We start from the raw sequence: 16,150 nt of genomic DNA on the forward strand, positions 1-16,150 counted from the left end.
ATGAAACACAACGTAAATTCTCTCAGTTATGCCAATACGCTACCTTCACTCCGTAAGCAAATCGCAGCGCAACGGACAAAGGAGATCGTCATGCGTGTTTGGTTCATTACAGGGGCATCGCGTGGTTTCGGCGCCCTCATCGCCCAGGAAGCTCTCAATGCCGGCGACGCCGTTGTCGCTACGGCGCGTAACCCGAAGGGTCTTGAAGAGAAATTCGGCAATCATCCCAATCTGCTCGCCGTGTCGCTTGACGTGACGGACGAAGCCTCGGCGCACAAGGCAACTGAAGCAGCCGTCAAGCGCTTCGGCAAGATCGACATCCTGCTCAACAATGCCGGTTTCGGCCTGCTCGGCGCCGTGGAAGAAGCAACCACTGAGGAGATCGAAAAGCTCTACGCAACAAACGTCTTCGGCCTGCTGAAGGTCACCCGCGCGGTCCTGCCGCACATGCGTCGCCAGCGCTCGGGGCAGGTGCTGAATATCTCGTCCATCGGCGGCTACGAGTCGCATGCCGGCTGGGGTATCTATTGCTCGACCAAGTTCGCGGTCGAAGGTATCTCCGAGGCTCTCGCTGCTGAAGTGGCCCCACTCGGCATCAAGGTGACGGTCGTCGAGCCCGGCTTCTTCCGCACCAACTTCCTCGACGAGAGCTCACTGGCCGTTAGTCCCAGCTCGATTGCCGACTACAAGGAGACGCCGGTCGGCGCGATGCGCGAATTCGCAGCCGGCCATAACCACCAGCAGCCCGGCGACCCTGCTCGATTTGCCAAGGCGATGGTCACGCTGGCGCATTCGGACAATCCTCCGCTGCGCATGCCCTTCGGGAGCGATACCGTGGCGGTGATCGAAGCCAAGAACGCCCATGTCGCCAAAGAACTCGCTGCATGGCGTGAGCTTGCCGTCTCGACTGACTTTCCCAAATAGGCCGCAAGCAGTTCATCGCAGAAACAAAAAAGCCGGGATGGGAACCCGGCTTTTCCGCATTCGATGTTCGGCTTAGAACTTGACGCCGATACCGACCTTGACGCTGTGCTCGTCGTAGCCACGCGAAATGTTCGCGCCGCCGACGTGGAAGTCGCTGTCAGCGTAGTTGGTGTAGCGGTACTCGACACGGGCCGTGATGTTGTTGGTGACGAAGGTTTCCGCTCCTGCACCAACCGTGTAGCCGAGCGACGTGTCAGTGTCGGAGCCAGCGGCGTTGCTGAACTTGTTCTTGGTCGCAGCGAGACCGGCCGTGCCGTACAGCAGGAACGGATTCAGGTCGTAGCCGATACGGCCGCGGATCGAGCCGTTGACTTCGTTCTTGCCTTCGCCGCCGCCAGCAGCGCCGTCAGCACCGGAATAGCCGATGTCGGCTTCGGCACCGTAAACGATCTGGCCAGCCTGCCAGTTGTAGCCGGTGTAGACTTGGCCGCCGAGCGCACGCGCGTTGTACTTGTTGCCAAAGCCGCCCATGTTGTAGGTGCCGGCACCACCGAGGTAGAAGCCCTGCCAGTTGGCAGCGGGAGCCGGCTCATTCTGTGCAACCGGAGCTTCCGGGATCTGATCAACGGCATCGGCTGCATAAGCGGCGGAAAACCCACCAAGGGCAACGGTCGAAACCAACAGGCTAGCAATAAACGTACGCATACTCGTCTCCTTTCAGACCCGCGCCCTTCGTCAACTGTCCTACAGCGAAGCATTCGCGGGTTATTACAAATGTCCCTTGCGGTTCGGAAGGGAAATTGATGCCCAATTAAGGATTTGAAAGAGCCAAATTGTGATTTGATTGTGGCGCGGGGGCGGCTGAAATTCGATGTTGCTTTGCCGCAACAGACTATTTGTTAACCATAATGAATGGTTAAATCATGAATACTTATTTTACGGAATTATATTCTTAAATAATACATACAGTAATTCCGGCAACATCGCAATGAAAACGGCTATTTATCTCATCTTCTCCCGCGCCTATATAAGCAGCGAACAGAGTTGCGCGGCGAAAAGGCATTATTTTGAACAAGAAAAGACTTCGAACGGCGCTGGTGACGGGCGCGGCGAAAAGAATAGGCCGGGCAATCGCTGTGGATTTGGCTGCGAATGGCTTTGCGGTCGCAATCCATGCCAGCCGCTCGATTGAGGAGGCCGAGAATTTCGCGGCGGAATTGCGGCAAAACGGTTCCCGGGCGATTGCCGTAAGGGCAGACCTTACGGAAGTTGGCGAGACGAGCGACCTGATAAAAAGGGCATCGGAAGCGATCGGGCCAATCGATCTCCTCGTCAACAACGCCTCTGTTTTCCACGAGGACTCCGTCCGCCACATCGATGCCGACGCCTGGGACGAGCACTTCGCGGTCCATGTTCGCGCCCCCTCGATTCTGTCGGCCGGCTTTGCGGCGCAATTGCCCGACGAGACGGATGGTCTCGTCGTCAACATCATCGACCAGCGCGTTTGGGCGCTGCGGCCGAGCTTCTATTCCTACACACTGTCTAAGTCCGCCCTGTGGACGGCGACGCAGACCATGGCGCAGGCGCTCGCGCCGCGTATCCGTGTCAATGCGATCGGTCCCGGCCCCTCGATGCCGAGCGAGCGACAGTCGCAAGAAGACTTCCAAGCGCAGGTTTCAGCGCTTATCCTCAAACGAGGGCCGCAGCTCGGGGAATTCGGCAAAACGATTCGCTTCCTCTACGAAACGCCCTCGATCACCGGTCAAATGATTGCCCTGGATGGCGGCCAGCATCTTGCCTGGCAGACGCCCGATGTGGCGGAGATTACGGAATGAATTCAAGAAAGCTGCCGGATGGCGGCGTTCTTTACGACGAAACGGACGACGCAGACGACGAAATCGAAGTGGAGAGCGACGTCTCCGCTGCGCCCACCACGACTGCGATCGATTGGAACGAAGGCGGGGTGAACGAAACCGGCCTCGTCGGCGCCGACCTGATCGCCGAATTCGTCAAGCGACTGCCCAACAGCCCTGGCGTCTACCGCATGTTCAACGAAGCCGGCGACGTGCTTTACGTCGGCAAGGCCCGCAGCCTGAAGAAGCGCGTCAGCAACTACGCGCTCGGGCGCGTGCACTCCAACCGGATCGCCCAGATGGTACGGCTGACGGCGAACATGGAGTTCGTGACGACCCGCACCGAGACGGAAGCGCTGCTGCTTGAAGCGAATCTTATCAAGCGCTTGCGGCCTCGTTTTAATGTGCTCTTACGTGACGATAAGTCGTTTCCCTACATTCTGATCACGGGGGACCACCGCGCCCCGGCCATCTTCAAGCACCGCGGCGCCCGCGCTCGCAAGGGCGACTATTTCGGTCCCTTCGCGTCAGCCGGCGCCGTCGGTCGGACGATCAACTCGCTGCAGCGCGCCTTCCTCATCAGGACTTGTACCGACAGCGTCTTCGAGACGCGCACCCGCCCCTGCCTTCTCTACCAGATCAAGCGCTGTTCGGCGCCATGCACGCATGAGATCAGTGACGAGGGCTACGCCGAGCTCGTGCAGGAGGCCAAGGATTTCCTCTCCGGCAAGAGCCAGAAAATCAAGGAGCATATGGCCGAGGCGATGAATGTCGCTGCCGAGGATCTCGACTTCGAACGCGCCGCCGTCTACCGCGACCGCCTGGCTTCGCTGTCGCATGTTTCCAGTCACCAGGGCATCAACCCCGCGGGCGTGGAAGAGGCGGATGTCTTTGCGATCCATCATGAGGGCGGGATCTCCTGTATCCAGGTGTTCTTCTTCCGCACTGGGCAGAACTGGGGCAACCGCGCCTATTTCCCGAAGGCTGACCCGCAGCTCTCGGCTGCCGAGGTGTTGAACGCCTTCCTCGCGCAGTTCTACGACGACAAGCCGGTACCGAAGCAAATCCTGCTGTCGGAGACCGTCGAGGAACTCGAACTGCTCGCTGCCGCGCTCGGCGAAAAGGCCGGACACAAAGTATCGATCCTCATTCCGCAGCGCGGAGAGAAACGTGACCTCGTGGAGCACGTGATTGCCAATGCCCGCGAGGCGCATGGCCGCAAACTCGCTGAAACCGCGTCGCAATCGCGGTTGCTCGAGGGGTTCAAGGCGACCTTCAAGCTTCCCTATGTGCCACAGCGCGTCGAGATCTACGACAACTCGCACATCATGGGCACCAATGCGGTCGGCGGCATGGTCGTCGCGGGACAGGAAGGCTTCGTGAAGAGCCAGTACCGGAAGTTCAACATCAAATCGACCGACATCACGCCGGGCGACGACTTCGGCATGATGCGCGAGGTGATGACACGACGCTTCTCGCGTCTGCTGAAAGAAGAAGGCATTCCCGATCGCAGCCAACCGGCATCGCCGGCGGATGCCGCCGACATGCCCTTCCCCGCTTGGCCCGACGTCATCCTGATCGACGGCGGCCAGGGACAGATGACGGCCGTGCGTGCGATCCTTGAGGAATTGGGGATCACCGACAGTGTGATCGCCATCGGCGTTGCCAAGGGCGTCGACCGCGACGCCGGGCGCGAGCGCTTCTTCCCACCGGGACGCGAGAGCTTCACGCTGCCGCCGCGCGATCCCGTACTCTATTTTATCCAGCGCATGCGCGACGAAGCGCACCGCTTCGCCATCGGCTCGCATCGCGCCCGGCGCAAGAAGGAGATGGTCAAGAACCCGCTTGATGAGATCGGCGGGATCGGACCGTCGCGCAAGCGCGCCCTGTTGCAGCACTTCGGAACCGCGAAAGCGGTCTCCCGCGCCGCTTTGTCCGATCTGATGACCGTCGAAGGCATTTCGGAGACCGTCGCCAAGCAGGTTTATAATCATTTTCATGATGACGCCGCGAAATAGGTGGCGTCAGTCGCAAATTCCACGCAAAGGCAGCGAAAAAATAGAAAGAATGTTGACGCTTTACGCTCAAAGCCGTCATCTACGAGCACATAACTTCAGAGACATGTTTCATGGCATCGCGCGCATATAATATACCGAACCTGCTGACCTATGGCCGCATTCTGGCAGTACCGTTGATCGTGCTGTGCTTTTTCCTCGAAGGAAAGCTGGCGATCAGCAATACGGCACGATGGGTGGCGCTGTGGATCTTCATCATCGCGTCGATCACCGACTTTCTCGACGGCTATCTCGCCCGCATATGGAACCAGACGTCGAACATCGGCCGAATGCTCGATCCGATCGCCGACAAGCTGCTGGTCGCCTCCATTCTTCTCCTGGTAGCGGCCGACCAGACGATTGCCGGTTGGTCGATCTGGGCTGCAATCACCATTCTCTGCCGCGAGATCCTGGTCTCCGGTCTGCGCGAATATCTGGCGGCCCTGAAGGTCAGCGTGCCCGTGACACGGATTGCCAAGTGGAAGACGACGGTGCAGCTGGTTGCGATCGCGTTCCTGCTCGCTGGCCCTGCTGGCGACGAAATCTTCCCTTACACAACGAAGACCGGCATCGGCCTTCTCTGGATCGCAGCACTGCTGACGATCTATACCGGCTATGACTATTTCCGGGCGGGCCTCAAGCACATCGTGGATGATGAAGAATGACAAAGCTCGTCTATTTCGCCTGGGTGCGCGAACGGATCGGCAAGGCCGAAGAAGAAATGACCTTGCCCTCTTCCGTCGTTTCCGTTGCCGACCTTCTGAATCATTTGAAGACGATGGGCGAAGAATATGAGACCGCGCTTCAGTTTCCAGACGTCATCCGCGTCGCGGTCGACCAGGAGCACGTCGAGCATGACGAACCGATCGGCAACGCCAGGGAGATCGGCATCTTCCCGCCGATGACCGGAGGCTGAAGTGAGCAGCAAGGTCGAGCCTTATATTCGCGTCCAACGCGAGGACTTCGACCTTCAGGCGGAAGTCGATCGGCTCAGTACGCAAACCAGCGGCATCGGCGCGATCGTCACATTCTCGGGCCTGTGCCGTGACGAAGGCGGCAAGCTTGCAGCACTCGAACTCGAACACTATCCGGGCATGGCCGAGGCCGAGATGAGCCGGATCGCCAACCTTGCGATCGAGCGCTTCGGGCTCCTCGGGCTGACCGCCATCCACCGTTACGGCAAGATCGCCGCACGGGAGAATATCGTGCTTGTCATCGCCGCGGCGCCGCATCGGCAGGCCGCGTTCGATGGCGCGAACTTCGTGATGGACTATCTGAAGACAGCCGCTCCCTTCTGGAAGAAGGAGCACGGCAAGGATGGTTCGACGGGCGGATGGGTCGCGGCCAAGGATGCGGATGACGCTGCCCGCGACAAATGGAAATAGTCAGGGTATCGCCCGCTCCCTCCGGCTGAGGACGAGAAGAAGCACGAGCAGCGAGAACACCACAAGGTCACGCCAGAGATAAGGGCCGTAAGCGCTCCACATCGTCTCCGCGACACCGAGACCGGCGGCACCGCCGGCCGACTTCAACGGATCTGAATATCCGCCGACGGCTGCCACCATCAGCACCTTGAGGCCGAACATCAGGCCAGCACCGAAATCCATCGTGCCGTAATAGAAGGTCGCAAGAATGCCGCATGCCGTGGCGATCAGGGCAGCCGCCGCGTAGGCGACGAGAAAGACGCGATCGGCGCTGGTGCCACATAATTCTGCGGCCAGGGGATCGTCGGTCACGGCCCGCCAGACGCGGCCCCAGGAGGTCAGCCTCATGACGGCAACGCCGAGCGCGATCATGGCGCACATCAATGCGGTATTGATCAGCTGGATCTCAGTGAGCGTCACCTTAAACGCCCCGTCATTCCAGAAGACGACGACGCTGTTCAGGAACGGCGAAAGCCATAGGCTCTTGGTGTCGGATGCGAGCCTCGCCGTCTCCATCAGCACGATGGTGATGCCGAGCGCCGCGACGATCACGGTGTTCGACGACTGGCGAACCAGCGGCAGCATGATGGAACGGCCAATCCAGACCGCGGCCAGCATCGAATAGATGAGCGAGAACAGAGCCCCCAGCGCCAGCGCAGCCGGCAGGATCAACCAGAGCCTGTTGTAGCCAAGATCCGTGAAAAGCAGGAGAATCTGGCCCGAGAACGCGAAGATCGCGCCATAGGTGATGTCCGCACGCTTAGTGACCCCGAAGGCGACGGCGTAGCCAAAGGCAAGCGCACCATAGAGCGCAGCCAGCGGTACCGCGTTCGCCAATTGCTGCAGCAGATAGGCCATCAAAAGCTCCTGATTGCATAAATCATAACTAGCAAAACTTATTTTACCAGTTATATTTTCATCATGAGCTTTGCCTGGACCCCACACCGCTTTTCCGGAGGCGCATTGGCGCTGGATGTCGCCAACAGCGTCGTGCTTCGCCATGACGGGGCGCGACGGATCGACCGTTTCGAAGCACCCGCTCAACTGGAAGCCTTTCCGCAGGCAGCGGCGGAATTCTGCGCTGAGCGGGCGCTCTTCGGCGACATGGCCGCTCCGGCCCCACAGAACAAAAGAAACTTTCTGGAGTTGCGCGAGGCGACGGACAGGTATTTCCGGACTCGTGTTTCAGGCGAAACCGATGACCGGCTGCTCGCCGATCTTCTGGAAGCGCTGGCGCGCACGTTGCGTGGCGCCAATGGAGCAAACGGCCTTGATGCGGCAACAGCGCATTCGGTGTTGCGGCTGATCGCGATGCCGGATCCCGAGCGCATGAAGATCTGCCGCAACTGCGGCTGGCTCTTCATCGACCGGAGCAAGAACAGAAGTCGCGCCTGGTGCGACATGGCGGTGTGCGGCAATCGCGCCAAGGCGAGCCGCCACTATCGCCGCAGGAAAGAGGAGGAAGCGCCATGAAAGCGCTGTTGATGGCCGTTTCCGTTGCAGCCGCAATGCTGACGGGATGCCAGCGAGAGACCGACAAGCTGGTCGAGATCAGCGGTCGCGTCTTCGTTTTCAACTACAGGATCGCGGTCGCGACCTATGTCGTGACCCTGAACAAGAAGGCGCCGATACCGGAAGGCACCGTCGCCATCGCGGAGTTCGAGAACCCGGCGGGCGGTGACGTGCTGGTCACAAACGAAAAGATCTATCCGTTCTGGGACAAGATCACGCTGCAGAGCCCCGCACTTCATTGCGTCAAGAAGGATAAGCCTTACGCGGTGAACGTTCGCCTCGTCGATGCCAGGGGCGAAACCTTGCAGAGCCTGAAGACCGAGGTGATCTCCAGCCTCGATCAGTCGGTCATGCCCGGCAAGCCCCTCGTCGTTGGGCCGCTCTATACGAAGAACCCCGAGGTTTTCAAACCTGACGGCACCGTGGACTACGATACTGCCGCAACCTGTCCTTCAACGTAGAAAAGCCGGAGCAAAGCCCCGGCTTTCAGTCAATTCAAAAGCTTCAGCGGTTTCGCTGAGAGCCTGAATCAGCCGACGATTTCGGTGTCGGAGAACCAGTACTTGATTTCCTGGGCAGCGGTTTCCGGAGCGTCCGAGCCGTGAACCGAGTTTTCGCCGATCGAAAGGGCGTGAACCTTACGGATCGTGCCTTCGTCAGCGTTTGCCGGGTTGGTCGCACCCATGACTTCGCGGTTCTTGAGGATGGCACCTTCGCCTTCCAGAACCTGAACGACGGTCGGGCCGGAGGTCATGGTTTCAACGAGTTCGCCGAAGAACGGGCGTTCCTTGTGAACGGCGTAGAAGCCTTCAGCTTCCCGCTTGCTCATCCAGACGCGCTTGGAGGCGACGACACGCAGGCCGGCATCTTCGAGCATCTTGGTAATAGCGCCCGTCAGGTTGCGCTTCGTTGCGTCCGGCTTGATCATCGAGAAAGTGCGTTCAATCGCCATGGGTCAAATTCCTTTATTTCGTGGGAAAAGTGGGCGGTGTTTACCCGCCCGATAGCCTGAAAACAAGTGGGCATGGGCAATTTCACGCGCCTGTCATGTAACGATTGCCCCTCGTCGACTGATAGCGACGTCTCCAACACGCGCTTCGCCACACGATACCGGTTCCGCTACAACCAACATCCAACGTCCGCCAGGACAGTAAATGTCAGATGGATACGCTCCATTAACCGCGTTTCACTGTTCAGCACCACAATTCAACTACAAACGACCGAATTTAAGCTATTTTTAGCGCGGTAGTTGCATAGAGAAGCCAACCGCCGGCGCCACAGTCGGCACGAGGGGAACGTCATGCGAACTGCGCCAAACTCACAGGTACAACGAGAAGCCGCACCGCGCCCGCCCGCCGCCCCCACCGATATTCAGCGGATCGCCCAGCATATGACGCGGCTCGCGATTGCCGGCCTGCCGCGCAACTACGAACTCCTGTACGAGGCGATCATCGGCCAGAATGCTGCCCTAGCACAGGACATCGCGGCGCTCGGGCCAAGCCCGCGGCAAGCCTCGCTCGATGAAATCGGCCTGAAGTATCGGCTCGTCAGCCATTGCGGTCTCTCAAGCGAAATCTCGCATGCAGAGACAAGCAGGATGCTGCGCGACGCGGCGGACCGACTTTCGGACAGCTTGCGCCAGAAGCAGGCATTCCTGCGCGCTGCAGAAACAGCATTGCAATCCATTGCAGGAAAACCTGACCAAAGCCTCGGCTCCTTCATGAGCGAGATGGAGTATCTGTCGACCTCCCTCTCAAACGTGCTCGCTTCGGAAAAGGAGATCGAGGCCCGGCTGGAGAGCGACGTCGAACGCCTTGAAGCAATCGAGCTTGGTATCGCTGCTGCTCATTCCGCGTCGGTCACCGACAAGCTCACAGGGATCCCCAACCGCATCGCCCTCAATAAGGCGATCGCCGATCTCTACGACCGGGAGGAAGGTGCTGCCGGCAGCGCCCTCATCATGGTCGACGTCGACGACTTCAAGGCATTCAACAGCCGCTACGGCACACAGATCGGCACGCGCCTCCTGAAGAAGCTCGCGGATCTCTTCCGCAAGTCGATCAAGAAGAACGATCTTGTTGCGCGCACCGATGGTGACGAGTTCGCCTTCCTGTTCGCCAATGTCGGGATGCAGGAAGCTCTGGCGATTGCCGATCGCCTCCGAGCGTCGGTAGAAGATCACATGACATTCGCGGCATCCGACAACGCTGCCCCCTCGGGCCTTACGATTTCGCTCGGCATTGCTCTAAGCGCCGACGCAACGACGGCATCGCAGCTGCAGGCAAATGCACGCGTTGCCCTTCACGCCGCTCAGTCAAATCGACGGCAGCCCGTGCAAGCCTTCGGTCGCTGAGCCGGAGGCTCTTGCGCTGATCGCGGCTTTCGGCCAAAACGCCGGCCATGATCACGATTTCCGATATCTCCGCACGTATTGCCGGCCGCCTGCTTCTCGATCACGCCAGCGTTTCGCTGCCAGCCGGCACGAAGGCCGGTCTTGTCGGTCGGAATGGCGCCGGCAAATCCACACTGTTTCGAGTGATCACCGGCGATGTAGCCGCGGAAAGCGGTTCCGTGTCGATCCCGAAGAATGCACGCATCGGACAGGTCGCTCAGGAAGCACCGGGAACGGAAGACGCGCTGATCGAAATCGTACTGGCAGCCGACAAGGAGCGCTCAGCCTTGCTGGCGGAGGCGGAAAGCGCCACCGATCCGCATCGCATCGCTGAAATCCAGATGCGGCTGGTGGATATCGACGCCCATTCCGCGGAAGCGCGTGCTGCCAGCATCCTCGCTGGCCTCGGTTTCGACCAGGAGGCGCAATCGCGTCCGGCGTCGTCCTTCTCGGGCGGCTGGCGGATGCGTGTTGCCCTCGCCGCGGTGCTGTTTTCCGAGCCCGACCTGCTGCTCCTCGACGAGCCGACCAACTACCTCGACCTCGAAGGCACACTGTGGCTCGAGGATTACGTGCGCCGATATCCGCACACCGTCATCGTCATCAGCCACGACCGCGACCTGCTGAACAACGCCGTCAACTCGATCGTCCATCTCGATCAGAAGAAGCTGACCTTCTATCGCGGCGGATACGACCAGTTTGAACGGCAGAAGGCCGAAGCGGACGAGTTGCAGACGAAGGCGCGAGCCAAGAACGAGGCGGCGCGCAAACACCTGCAGAGCTTCATCGACCGCTTCAAGGCAAAGGCCTCCAAGGCACGCCAGGCGCAGAGCCGCGTCAAGGCGTTGGAGCGCATGGGAACGGTGGCTGCCGTCATCGAAGACCACGTACAGCCGATCACCTTCCCCGAGCCGGAAAAGCAACCTGCCTCCCCGATCGTGGCTATCAGCGGCGGCGCTGTTGGCTACGAGCCCGGCAAACCTATCCTGAAGGGCCTTAATCTGCGGATCGACAATGACGATCGCATCGCGCTGCTCGGCTCCAATGGCAACGGCAAATCCACCTTCGCGAAATTCATTTCCGGTCGCATGTCGGCGGAGGCGGGCGAGGTCAAGCTCGCGCCTAACCTGAAGATCGGCTTTTTCGCGCAGCACCAGCTCGACGATCTGATTCCGGACCAGTCGCCGGTTGATCACGTGCGCCGTTTGATGCTCGACGCGCCGGAAGCGAAGGTGCGGGCGCGAGTCGCTCAGATGGGTCTTGCGACCGAAAAGATGTCCACCGCGGCCAAGGATCTTTCCGGCGGGGAGAAGGCGCGCCTGCTGATGGGGCTCGCGGCTTTCCACGCGCCCAACCTCCTGATCCTCGACGAACCGACCAACCACCTCGACATCGACAGCCGTCGGGCGCTCATCGAGGCGCTGAACGATTACGAGGGCGCGGTCATTCTCATTTCGCACGACCGCCACCTTATCGAGGCAACCGTCGATCGGCTGTGGCTCGTCAACAAGGGCACCGTCACGACCTTCGAAGGCGATATGGACGAGTACCGCGATCTCGTTGTCGCATCGGGCAAGAAGAAGGACGAGAAACCACAGCTTGCTGAAGAACCCGCCTCGAGGGCCGACCAGCGCAAGCTCAATGCCGAGAAGCGCGCTTCGCTGGCGCCGCTCAAGAAAAAGATCAACGAAATCGAATCCTTGACCGGCAAGCTGGAGAAATTGATTCAGGCGCTTGATGCAGAACTTGCGGATCCGCTGCTTTACGAAAAGGCGCCTGCGAAGGCTGCGGAAAAGGCCAAGCAACGTGGCGAGGCTGCAGCAAAGCTCACCGCCGCCGAGGAGCAGTGGCTGGAGCTTTCCTCCGAATACGAAGAAGCGATGGCAGGATAGCCACAAGTATGGCTGGAAGCTTGTCGGGTTGAGCACGATTCGACGCGTTCCGGGGCGATCGAAACCGATCGTTAACCATAATCATCAAGGTTGCCTCAACTTTCATTACTGATTTGTTGAGCCCTTTTATACATCGCTTTGCCCTTCCGGTGCCATCTTGAGCATGGCCCTGGCCGGCTGCCAATCCACCAGGCATCCTGCGCCTGACACCACAATGACCACCTCCTCCATCGTCGCGCCTGAAGGCAGCCCGGCAACGGGGACCGATGCTGCCCTGCCCCAAATGTCGAGCGACAGCCGCCTGCATCACCTCGCCGGTCGAGCACTCATCGTCGCGTCCATTCATGACCTGCACCTCCAGGACAAGGAGGTCATCCTCAGCTTCGATGACGGTCCGATCCCCGGCCGCACGGACCGTGTCCTCGCGACACTGGACCACTTCGGCGTCAAGGGGGCCTTCATGATGGTCGGCGAAATGGCGGAACGACATCCGGAGCTTGCCCGCAAGATCGCGTCTGAAGGCAACGCGATCGGCAGCCACACCTACCAGCACGAGAACCTGGCGACGCTGACCTTCGACATGGCCATGAAGGAAATCACACCCGGCGAGGCCGCCGTGACCAAGGCGACCGGCGGCGACGTCAACTTCTTTCGCTTTCCATACCTTGCCGATAGCCGGAAGCTTCGTGGCGCCGTGGCAATGCGCGATATGGTGGTGATGGATGTGGACGTCGACAGCAAGGACTACTTCAATACATCGCCAGCCGCCGTCACCAAACGGACGATGGACCTGCTGCACAAGCGGGGCCGCGGCATCATCCTCATGCACGACATCCACAATCGCACGGCGACAATGCTGCCGACGCTCCTTTCAACCCTTGAGGCCGAGGGGTATAAGGTCGTAACGCTGCAGTTCAAGAAGCCGACGGCACCGGCCGAAATGGCGTCCATCTGACGGGCCTATCGACGCTTGCCCCCCGGTTTCTTTCTGCTAAAACAGGCGCAAAATAAATCATACTTTTGAGCGAAACACCGAACGCGAGCACCAGCATGTCACCTATCAACCTCGCCATCGTTGGCGTCGGCAAGATCGTCCGCGACCAGCACCTCCCCTCGATTGCAAAGAATCCGGACTTCAAGCTCGTTGCAACGGCGAGTCGCCACGGCACCGTCGAAGGCATCCAGAGCTTCACGACGATCGATGCAATGCTCGACGCCGTTCCGGCGATCGATGCCGTTTCGCTCTGCATGCCGCCGCAGTATCGCTACGAGGCAGCGCACAAGGCGCTTTCCGCCGCCAAGCATGTGTTCCTCGAAAAGCCTCCGGGCGCGACTCTAAGCGAAGTGGCCGATCTCGAAAAGCTGGCGGCCAGCAAGGGCGTTTCGCTGTTTGCGAGCTGGCATTCCCGCTACGCAGCAGCTGTCGAAGCCACGAAGTCCTTCCTCGCGTCGACGACGATCAAGAGCGTTCATGTCATCTGGAAGGAAGACGTTCGCCACTGGCATCCGAACCAGGACTGGATCTGGCAAGCCGGCGGCCTTGGCGTCTTCGACCCGGGCATCAACGCCCTTTCGATCGTTACCCACATCCTCCCAAAGGCGATCTTCCTGACAGGCGCAACGCTCGAATTCCCGGAAAATCGCGATGCGCCGATCGCCGCGGATCTGCACTTCCAGAACGCTGACGGCGTGCCGGTTCATGCCGAATTCGACTGGCGTCAGACCGGCAAGCAGAGCTGGGACATCCTCGCGGAAACCGAAGCCGGCCATGTGGAGCTTGCGGAAGGCGGCTCCAAGCTGTCGATCAATGGCGAGCTGAAGTTTTCGGCGCCCGAGGAAGAGTACCCCGCGCTTTACCGGCGCTTTGCGGAAATTGTCAAAGCCGGCAAATCCGACGTCGATCTGGCGCCGCTTCGCCACGTTGCCGATGCCTTCATGCTCAGCAGGCGCAAGTTCGTCGACGCCTTCCACGATTGATTTCAAATGAAAAAGCCCGCTTGAAGCGGACCGCTTGAAGCGGGCTTTTTCATGCTTTTTTTTCCCAACGCCCTTCCGGGGTCTGTTGCCAATAGGTGAGGTTATGTCCTTCGCCTTTCAGCTTCTTCCATTGCGCGCGAGCCCCTTCGAGCTGCGCCTGGTCGTAACCATCGAACATGAAGACGATCCGGCTATAAGGCTCGACCGGCGGCGGCTCAGCTCCATCGACGATAAATCGTACCGTCGCCGCGTTGGAATTCCCTTCGGAAACCGTAAGGAGAACCGGCTGATCTGCCGCCAGGTCCCCCTCATCCGTGCCATGCGGCAGGAAGCTATCTTCGCGAAATGTCCAGAGATGCTGATCGAGCAGGTCGCGTCGCGCAGCGTCTTTCAACTGCACCGCGACCCGCCAGCCGCGCTCGACGCTTTTCTCGAGCAACGGCGGGAGGGCATCCTCCAGCTTGGATTCCGTCAGATGGTAAAACAGAACTTCCGTCATGACTCGTAGTTGGCACGCACCAGCTCATCGAGCAGGCGTACGCCGTAACCGGAACCCCAGGACTGATTGATCTCATCCTGCGGCGAGCCCATTGCCGTTCCTGCGATGTCGAGGTGTGCCCAAGGCGTTTCCTCCACGAATCGCTTCAGGAAATGAGCGGCGGTGATCGATCCCGCATGACGGCCGCCGGAGTTCTTCATGTCGGCGAACTTGCTGTCGATCAGCTTGTCGTACTCCTTGCCGAGCGGCAAGCGCCACAGCTTTTCGCTGCTTGTCAAGCCGGCAGCGGTCAGCTGCGCGGAGAGCTCATCGTCATTCGAGAACAGACCGGCGTGGACATTGCCGAGCGCAACAAGGATAGCGCCGGTCAATGTTGCCAGATTGATCATGAATTTCGGCTTGAAGCGATCGTTGCAATACCACAACGCGTCACACAGAACGAGCCGTCCTTCAGCATCGGTATTGATGATCTCGATCGTCTGGCCCGACATCGAGGTAACGATGTCGCCGGGACGCTGCGCGTTTCCGTCGGGCATATTTTCGACCAGACCGATGATGCCGACCGCGTTCACGGCTGCCTTGCGGGCAGCGAGGACATGCATCAGGCCGGTGACAGCGGCAGCACCGCCCATGTCACCCTTCATTTCTTCCATGCCGGCAGCGGGCTTGATCGAAATGCCGCCGGTATCAAAGACCACGCCCTTGCCGATGAAGGCGACCGGACTCTCGCCGCTCTTGCCGCCCTTCCACTGCATGACCGCCAGACGCGGGGGTCTGACCGAGCCTTGTGCCACGCCCAGCAGGGCGCCCATGCCAAGCTTTTGCATTTCCTTCTCGGTGAGGATTTCCACCTCGACCCCAAGTTTCTGCAATTCGCTTGCCTTGGCGGCAAACTCCACCGGACCCAGAACATTCGGCGGCTCGTTCACAAGATCGCGGGCCAGGTTAACGCCCGCCGCAACGGCTTCCGAGAGCTTGAAGGCTTCTGCCGCCTCTGTCGCTTTGGCGGTAACGATCTTGATCGGCACCTGCCCGTTCCGGCCATTGCCGTCCTCGTCCTTCTTCTTGGTCTTGTAGGTATCGAAGCTATAGGCGCGCAAAAGCATTCCAAGCGCAAAATCCGCCGCTTCCTTCGCTCCGACGCCGGCACCCGGCGCATCGACGAAGATTGCGACCTTTTCGGCCTTCTTGATCTTGGATGCGGCGACGCCGCCAGCCTTCAGCCAATCGTGAGCGGTCAGCTCTTCAGGTTTGCCGAGTCCTACAACGATAAGCCGCTCAGCTGCGGACCTCTCGGGCGCAACGAGATCCAGCACAGTCGTCGCCTTGGCGGAGAAGCCGGCGATCTTTGCTGCTCTCGGGATGACGCCAGCGGGATCCGCAAGCTTGCCCCCGGCGGCAAGGTCCGCTCCGCTTGCCTGCAGGAGGATCGCGTAGCCACCGGCGATCTCGGTGGAGCTTGCAAATGAGATATCGAACTTGGCTGACATGTCTTCTCCAGTGGGATTGTCCTAAATCCGCTCTATCCGATCATTTCGGGTTTCACCCCCGAAAACAAGTCTTCGGGATGAGGCCGTGGCGGCCTGACTAACCGCCAACCCGTTAAAGGGATGTCATCTTCGG

At 59.9% G+C, this 16,150-nt stretch carries 17 protein-coding genes; 12 read left to right on the plus strand and 5 right to left on the minus strand.

What is annotated here, in order from left to right; genetic code table 11:
• Positions 1-90: 90 nt before the first annotated feature.
• The gene (locus tag AF71_RS08960; protein ID WP_169681057.1) at positions 91-924 is read left to right on the plus strand and encodes an oxidoreductase; all 834 of its coding nucleotides are present in this window, start codon (positions 91-93) and stop codon (positions 922-924) included.
• Between the two features lie 72 nt (positions 925-996).
• Here the strand turns inward: AF71_RS08960 and AF71_RS08965 are convergent, their stop codons facing one another.
• Positions 997-1,629 (minus strand): outer membrane protein, encoded by a 633-nt coding sequence (locus AF71_RS08965; protein ID WP_018116866.1) that lies wholly within the window; start codon positions 1,627-1,629, stop codon positions 997-999.
• Positions 1,630-1,991: 362 nt separating this feature from the next.
• On the opposite strand from AF71_RS08965, the gene AF71_RS08970 reads away from it, so the two are divergent.
• From AF71_RS08970 to AF71_RS08990, 5 genes are all read left to right on the plus strand, one after another.
• Positions 1,992-2,759: an SDR family oxidoreductase gene (locus AF71_RS08970; protein ID WP_025659805.1), complete on the plus strand. Its 768-nt coding sequence runs from the start codon at positions 1,992-1,994 to the stop codon at positions 2,757-2,759.
• Complete coding sequence (uvrC, locus tag AF71_RS08975) at positions 2,756-4,795, plus strand: excinuclease ABC subunit UvrC (RefSeq protein ID WP_029792502.1); 2,040 nt, start codon at positions 2,756-2,758, stop codon at positions 4,793-4,795. Before AF71_RS08970 ends, uvrC begins: the two co-directional genes overlap by 4 nt.
• Positions 4,796-4,905: 110 nt before the next feature.
• The gene (gene pgsA, locus AF71_RS08980) at positions 4,906-5,496 is read left to right on the plus strand and encodes a CDP-diacylglycerol--glycerol-3-phosphate 3-phosphatidyltransferase (protein WP_018116863.1); all 591 of its coding nucleotides are present in this window, start codon (positions 4,906-4,908) and stop codon (positions 5,494-5,496) included.
• Positions 5,493-5,747, plus strand: coding sequence for a molybdopterin converting factor subunit 1 (moaD, locus tag AF71_RS08985; RefSeq protein WP_018116862.1), 255 nt, complete (start codon positions 5,493-5,495; stop codon positions 5,745-5,747). Before pgsA ends, moaD begins: the two co-directional genes overlap by 4 nt.
• A 1-nt stretch (position 5,748) precedes the next feature.
• On the plus strand, positions 5,749-6,216 hold the full coding sequence (locus AF71_RS08990; protein WP_018859166.1) for a molybdenum cofactor biosynthesis protein MoaE: 468 nt from the start codon (positions 5,749-5,751) through the stop codon (positions 6,214-6,216).
• Here the strand turns inward: AF71_RS08990 and AF71_RS08995 are convergent, their stop codons facing one another.
• Positions 6,217-7,113: a branched-chain amino acid ABC transporter permease gene (locus AF71_RS08995; RefSeq protein WP_029792500.1), complete on the minus strand. Its 897-nt coding sequence runs from the start codon at positions 7,111-7,113 to the stop codon at positions 6,217-6,219. It abuts the gene before it with no gap.
• Between the two features lie 63 nt (positions 7,114-7,176).
• On the opposite strand from AF71_RS08995, the gene AF71_RS09000 reads away from it, so the two are divergent.
• Entirely contained in the window at positions 7,177-7,728 is a 552-nt protein-coding gene (locus tag AF71_RS09000) for a CGNR zinc finger domain-containing protein (protein ID WP_029792498.1), read from the plus strand.
• A complete protein-coding gene (locus AF71_RS09005; protein ID WP_018859163.1) occupies positions 7,725-8,228 on the plus strand; it encodes a hypothetical protein in 504 nt (167 codons plus the stop codon). The genes AF71_RS09000 and AF71_RS09005 overlap by 4 nt, the downstream gene beginning before the upstream one ends.
• A 68-nt stretch (positions 8,229-8,296) precedes the next feature.
• On the opposite strand, the gene ndk is transcribed toward AF71_RS09005, so the two are convergent.
• Positions 8,297-8,719 (minus strand): nucleoside-diphosphate kinase, encoded by a 423-nt coding sequence (ndk, locus tag AF71_RS09010; RefSeq protein WP_018116857.1) that lies wholly within the window; start codon positions 8,717-8,719, stop codon positions 8,297-8,299.
• A gap of 348 nt (positions 8,720-9,067) precedes the next feature.
• On the opposite strand from ndk, the gene AF71_RS09015 reads away from it, so the two are divergent.
• The 4 genes from AF71_RS09015 (at position 9,068) to AF71_RS09030 (ending at position 14,028) form a co-directional block, all read left to right on the plus strand.
• Positions 9,068-10,120, plus strand: a complete 1,053-nt coding sequence (locus tag AF71_RS09015) for a GGDEF domain-containing protein (RefSeq protein WP_192304130.1) — start codon at positions 9,068-9,070, stop codon at positions 10,118-10,120.
• A 47-nt stretch (positions 10,121-10,167) separates the two neighbouring features.
• A complete protein-coding gene (locus AF71_RS09020) occupies positions 10,168-12,051 on the plus strand; it encodes an ABC-F family ATP-binding cassette domain-containing protein (RefSeq protein ID WP_029792495.1) in 1,884 nt (627 codons plus the stop codon).
• A 163-nt stretch (positions 12,052-12,214) separates the two neighbouring features.
• Positions 12,215-13,006 (plus strand): polysaccharide deacetylase family protein, encoded by a 792-nt coding sequence (locus tag AF71_RS09025; protein ID WP_169681164.1) that lies wholly within the window; start codon positions 12,215-12,217, stop codon positions 13,004-13,006.
• A 95-nt stretch (positions 13,007-13,101) separates the two neighbouring features.
• Positions 13,102-14,028 (plus strand): Gfo/Idh/MocA family oxidoreductase, encoded by a 927-nt coding sequence (locus AF71_RS09030; RefSeq protein WP_169681059.1) that lies wholly within the window; start codon positions 13,102-13,104, stop codon positions 14,026-14,028.
• A gap of 49 nt (positions 14,029-14,077) precedes the next feature.
• Here AF71_RS09030 and AF71_RS09035 read toward each other — a convergent pair whose 3' ends face one another.
• Together AF71_RS09035 and AF71_RS09040 are read right to left on the minus strand one after the other, a co-directional pair.
• Positions 14,078-14,527 carry a DNA polymerase III subunit chi gene (locus AF71_RS09035; protein WP_018857362.1) on the minus strand — a complete coding sequence of 150 codons (450 nt, stop codon included), beginning with the start codon at positions 14,525-14,527 and terminating at the stop codon, positions 14,078-14,080.
• On the minus strand, positions 14,524-16,017 hold the full coding sequence (locus AF71_RS09040; protein ID WP_169681061.1) for a leucyl aminopeptidase: 1,494 nt from the start codon (positions 16,015-16,017) through the stop codon (positions 14,524-14,526). The genes AF71_RS09035 and AF71_RS09040 overlap by 4 nt, the downstream gene beginning before the upstream one ends.
• Between the last annotated feature and the right edge of the window lie 133 nt (positions 16,018-16,150).

This window comes from Rhizobium sp. 57MFTsu3.2 (assembly GCF_012932765.1).
Taxonomy (GTDB): domain Bacteria; phylum Pseudomonadota; class Alphaproteobacteria; order Rhizobiales; family Rhizobiaceae; genus Rhizobium; species Rhizobium altiplani.

What these genes read in the sequence shown, in the direction of transcription:
- AF71_RS08960 (WP_169681057.1), top strand. Translation starts at nt 91, where the DNA reads ATGCGTGTTTGGTTCATTACAGGGGCATCGCGTGGTTTCGGCGCCCTC.
- AF71_RS08965 (WP_018116866.1), bottom strand. Translation starts at nt 1,629, where the DNA reads ATGCGTACGTTTATTGCTAGCCTGTTGGTTTCGACCGTTGCCCTTGGT.
- uvrC (WP_029792502.1), top strand. Translation starts at nt 2,756, where the DNA reads ATGAATTCAAGAAAGCTGCCGGATGGCGGCGTTCTTTACGACGAAACG.
- pgsA (WP_018116863.1), top strand. Translation starts at nt 4,906, where the DNA reads ATGGCATCGCGCGCATATAATATACCGAACCTGCTGACCTATGGCCGC.
- moaD (WP_018116862.1), top strand. Translation starts at nt 5,493, where the DNA reads ATGACAAAGCTCGTCTATTTCGCCTGGGTGCGCGAACGGATCGGCAAG.
- AF71_RS08995 (WP_029792500.1), bottom strand. Translation starts at nt 7,113, where the DNA reads ATGGCCTATCTGCTGCAGCAATTGGCGAACGCGGTACCGCTGGCTGCG.
- AF71_RS09000 (WP_029792498.1), top strand. Translation starts at nt 7,177, where the DNA reads ATGAGCTTTGCCTGGACCCCACACCGCTTTTCCGGAGGCGCATTGGCG.
- AF71_RS09005 (WP_018859163.1), top strand. Translation starts at nt 7,725, where the DNA reads ATGAAAGCGCTGTTGATGGCCGTTTCCGTTGCAGCCGCAATGCTGACG.
- ndk (WP_018116857.1), bottom strand. Translation starts at nt 8,719, where the DNA reads ATGGCGATTGAACGCACTTTCTCGATGATCAAGCCGGACGCAACGAAG.
- AF71_RS09015 (WP_192304130.1), top strand. Translation starts at nt 9,068, where the DNA reads ATGCGAACTGCGCCAAACTCACAGGTACAACGAGAAGCCGCACCGCGC.
- AF71_RS09020 (WP_029792495.1), top strand. Translation starts at nt 10,168, where the DNA reads ATGATCACGATTTCCGATATCTCCGCACGTATTGCCGGCCGCCTGCTT.
- AF71_RS09025 (WP_169681164.1), top strand. Translation starts at nt 12,215, where the DNA reads ATGGCCCTGGCCGGCTGCCAATCCACCAGGCATCCTGCGCCTGACACC.
- AF71_RS09030 (WP_169681059.1), top strand. Translation starts at nt 13,102, where the DNA reads ATGTCACCTATCAACCTCGCCATCGTTGGCGTCGGCAAGATCGTCCGC.
- AF71_RS09035 (WP_018857362.1), bottom strand. Translation starts at nt 14,527, where the DNA reads ATGACGGAAGTTCTGTTTTACCATCTGACGGAATCCAAGCTGGAGGAT.
- AF71_RS09040 (WP_169681061.1), bottom strand. Translation starts at nt 16,017, where the DNA reads ATGTCAGCCAAGTTCGATATCTCATTTGCAAGCTCCACCGAGATCGCC.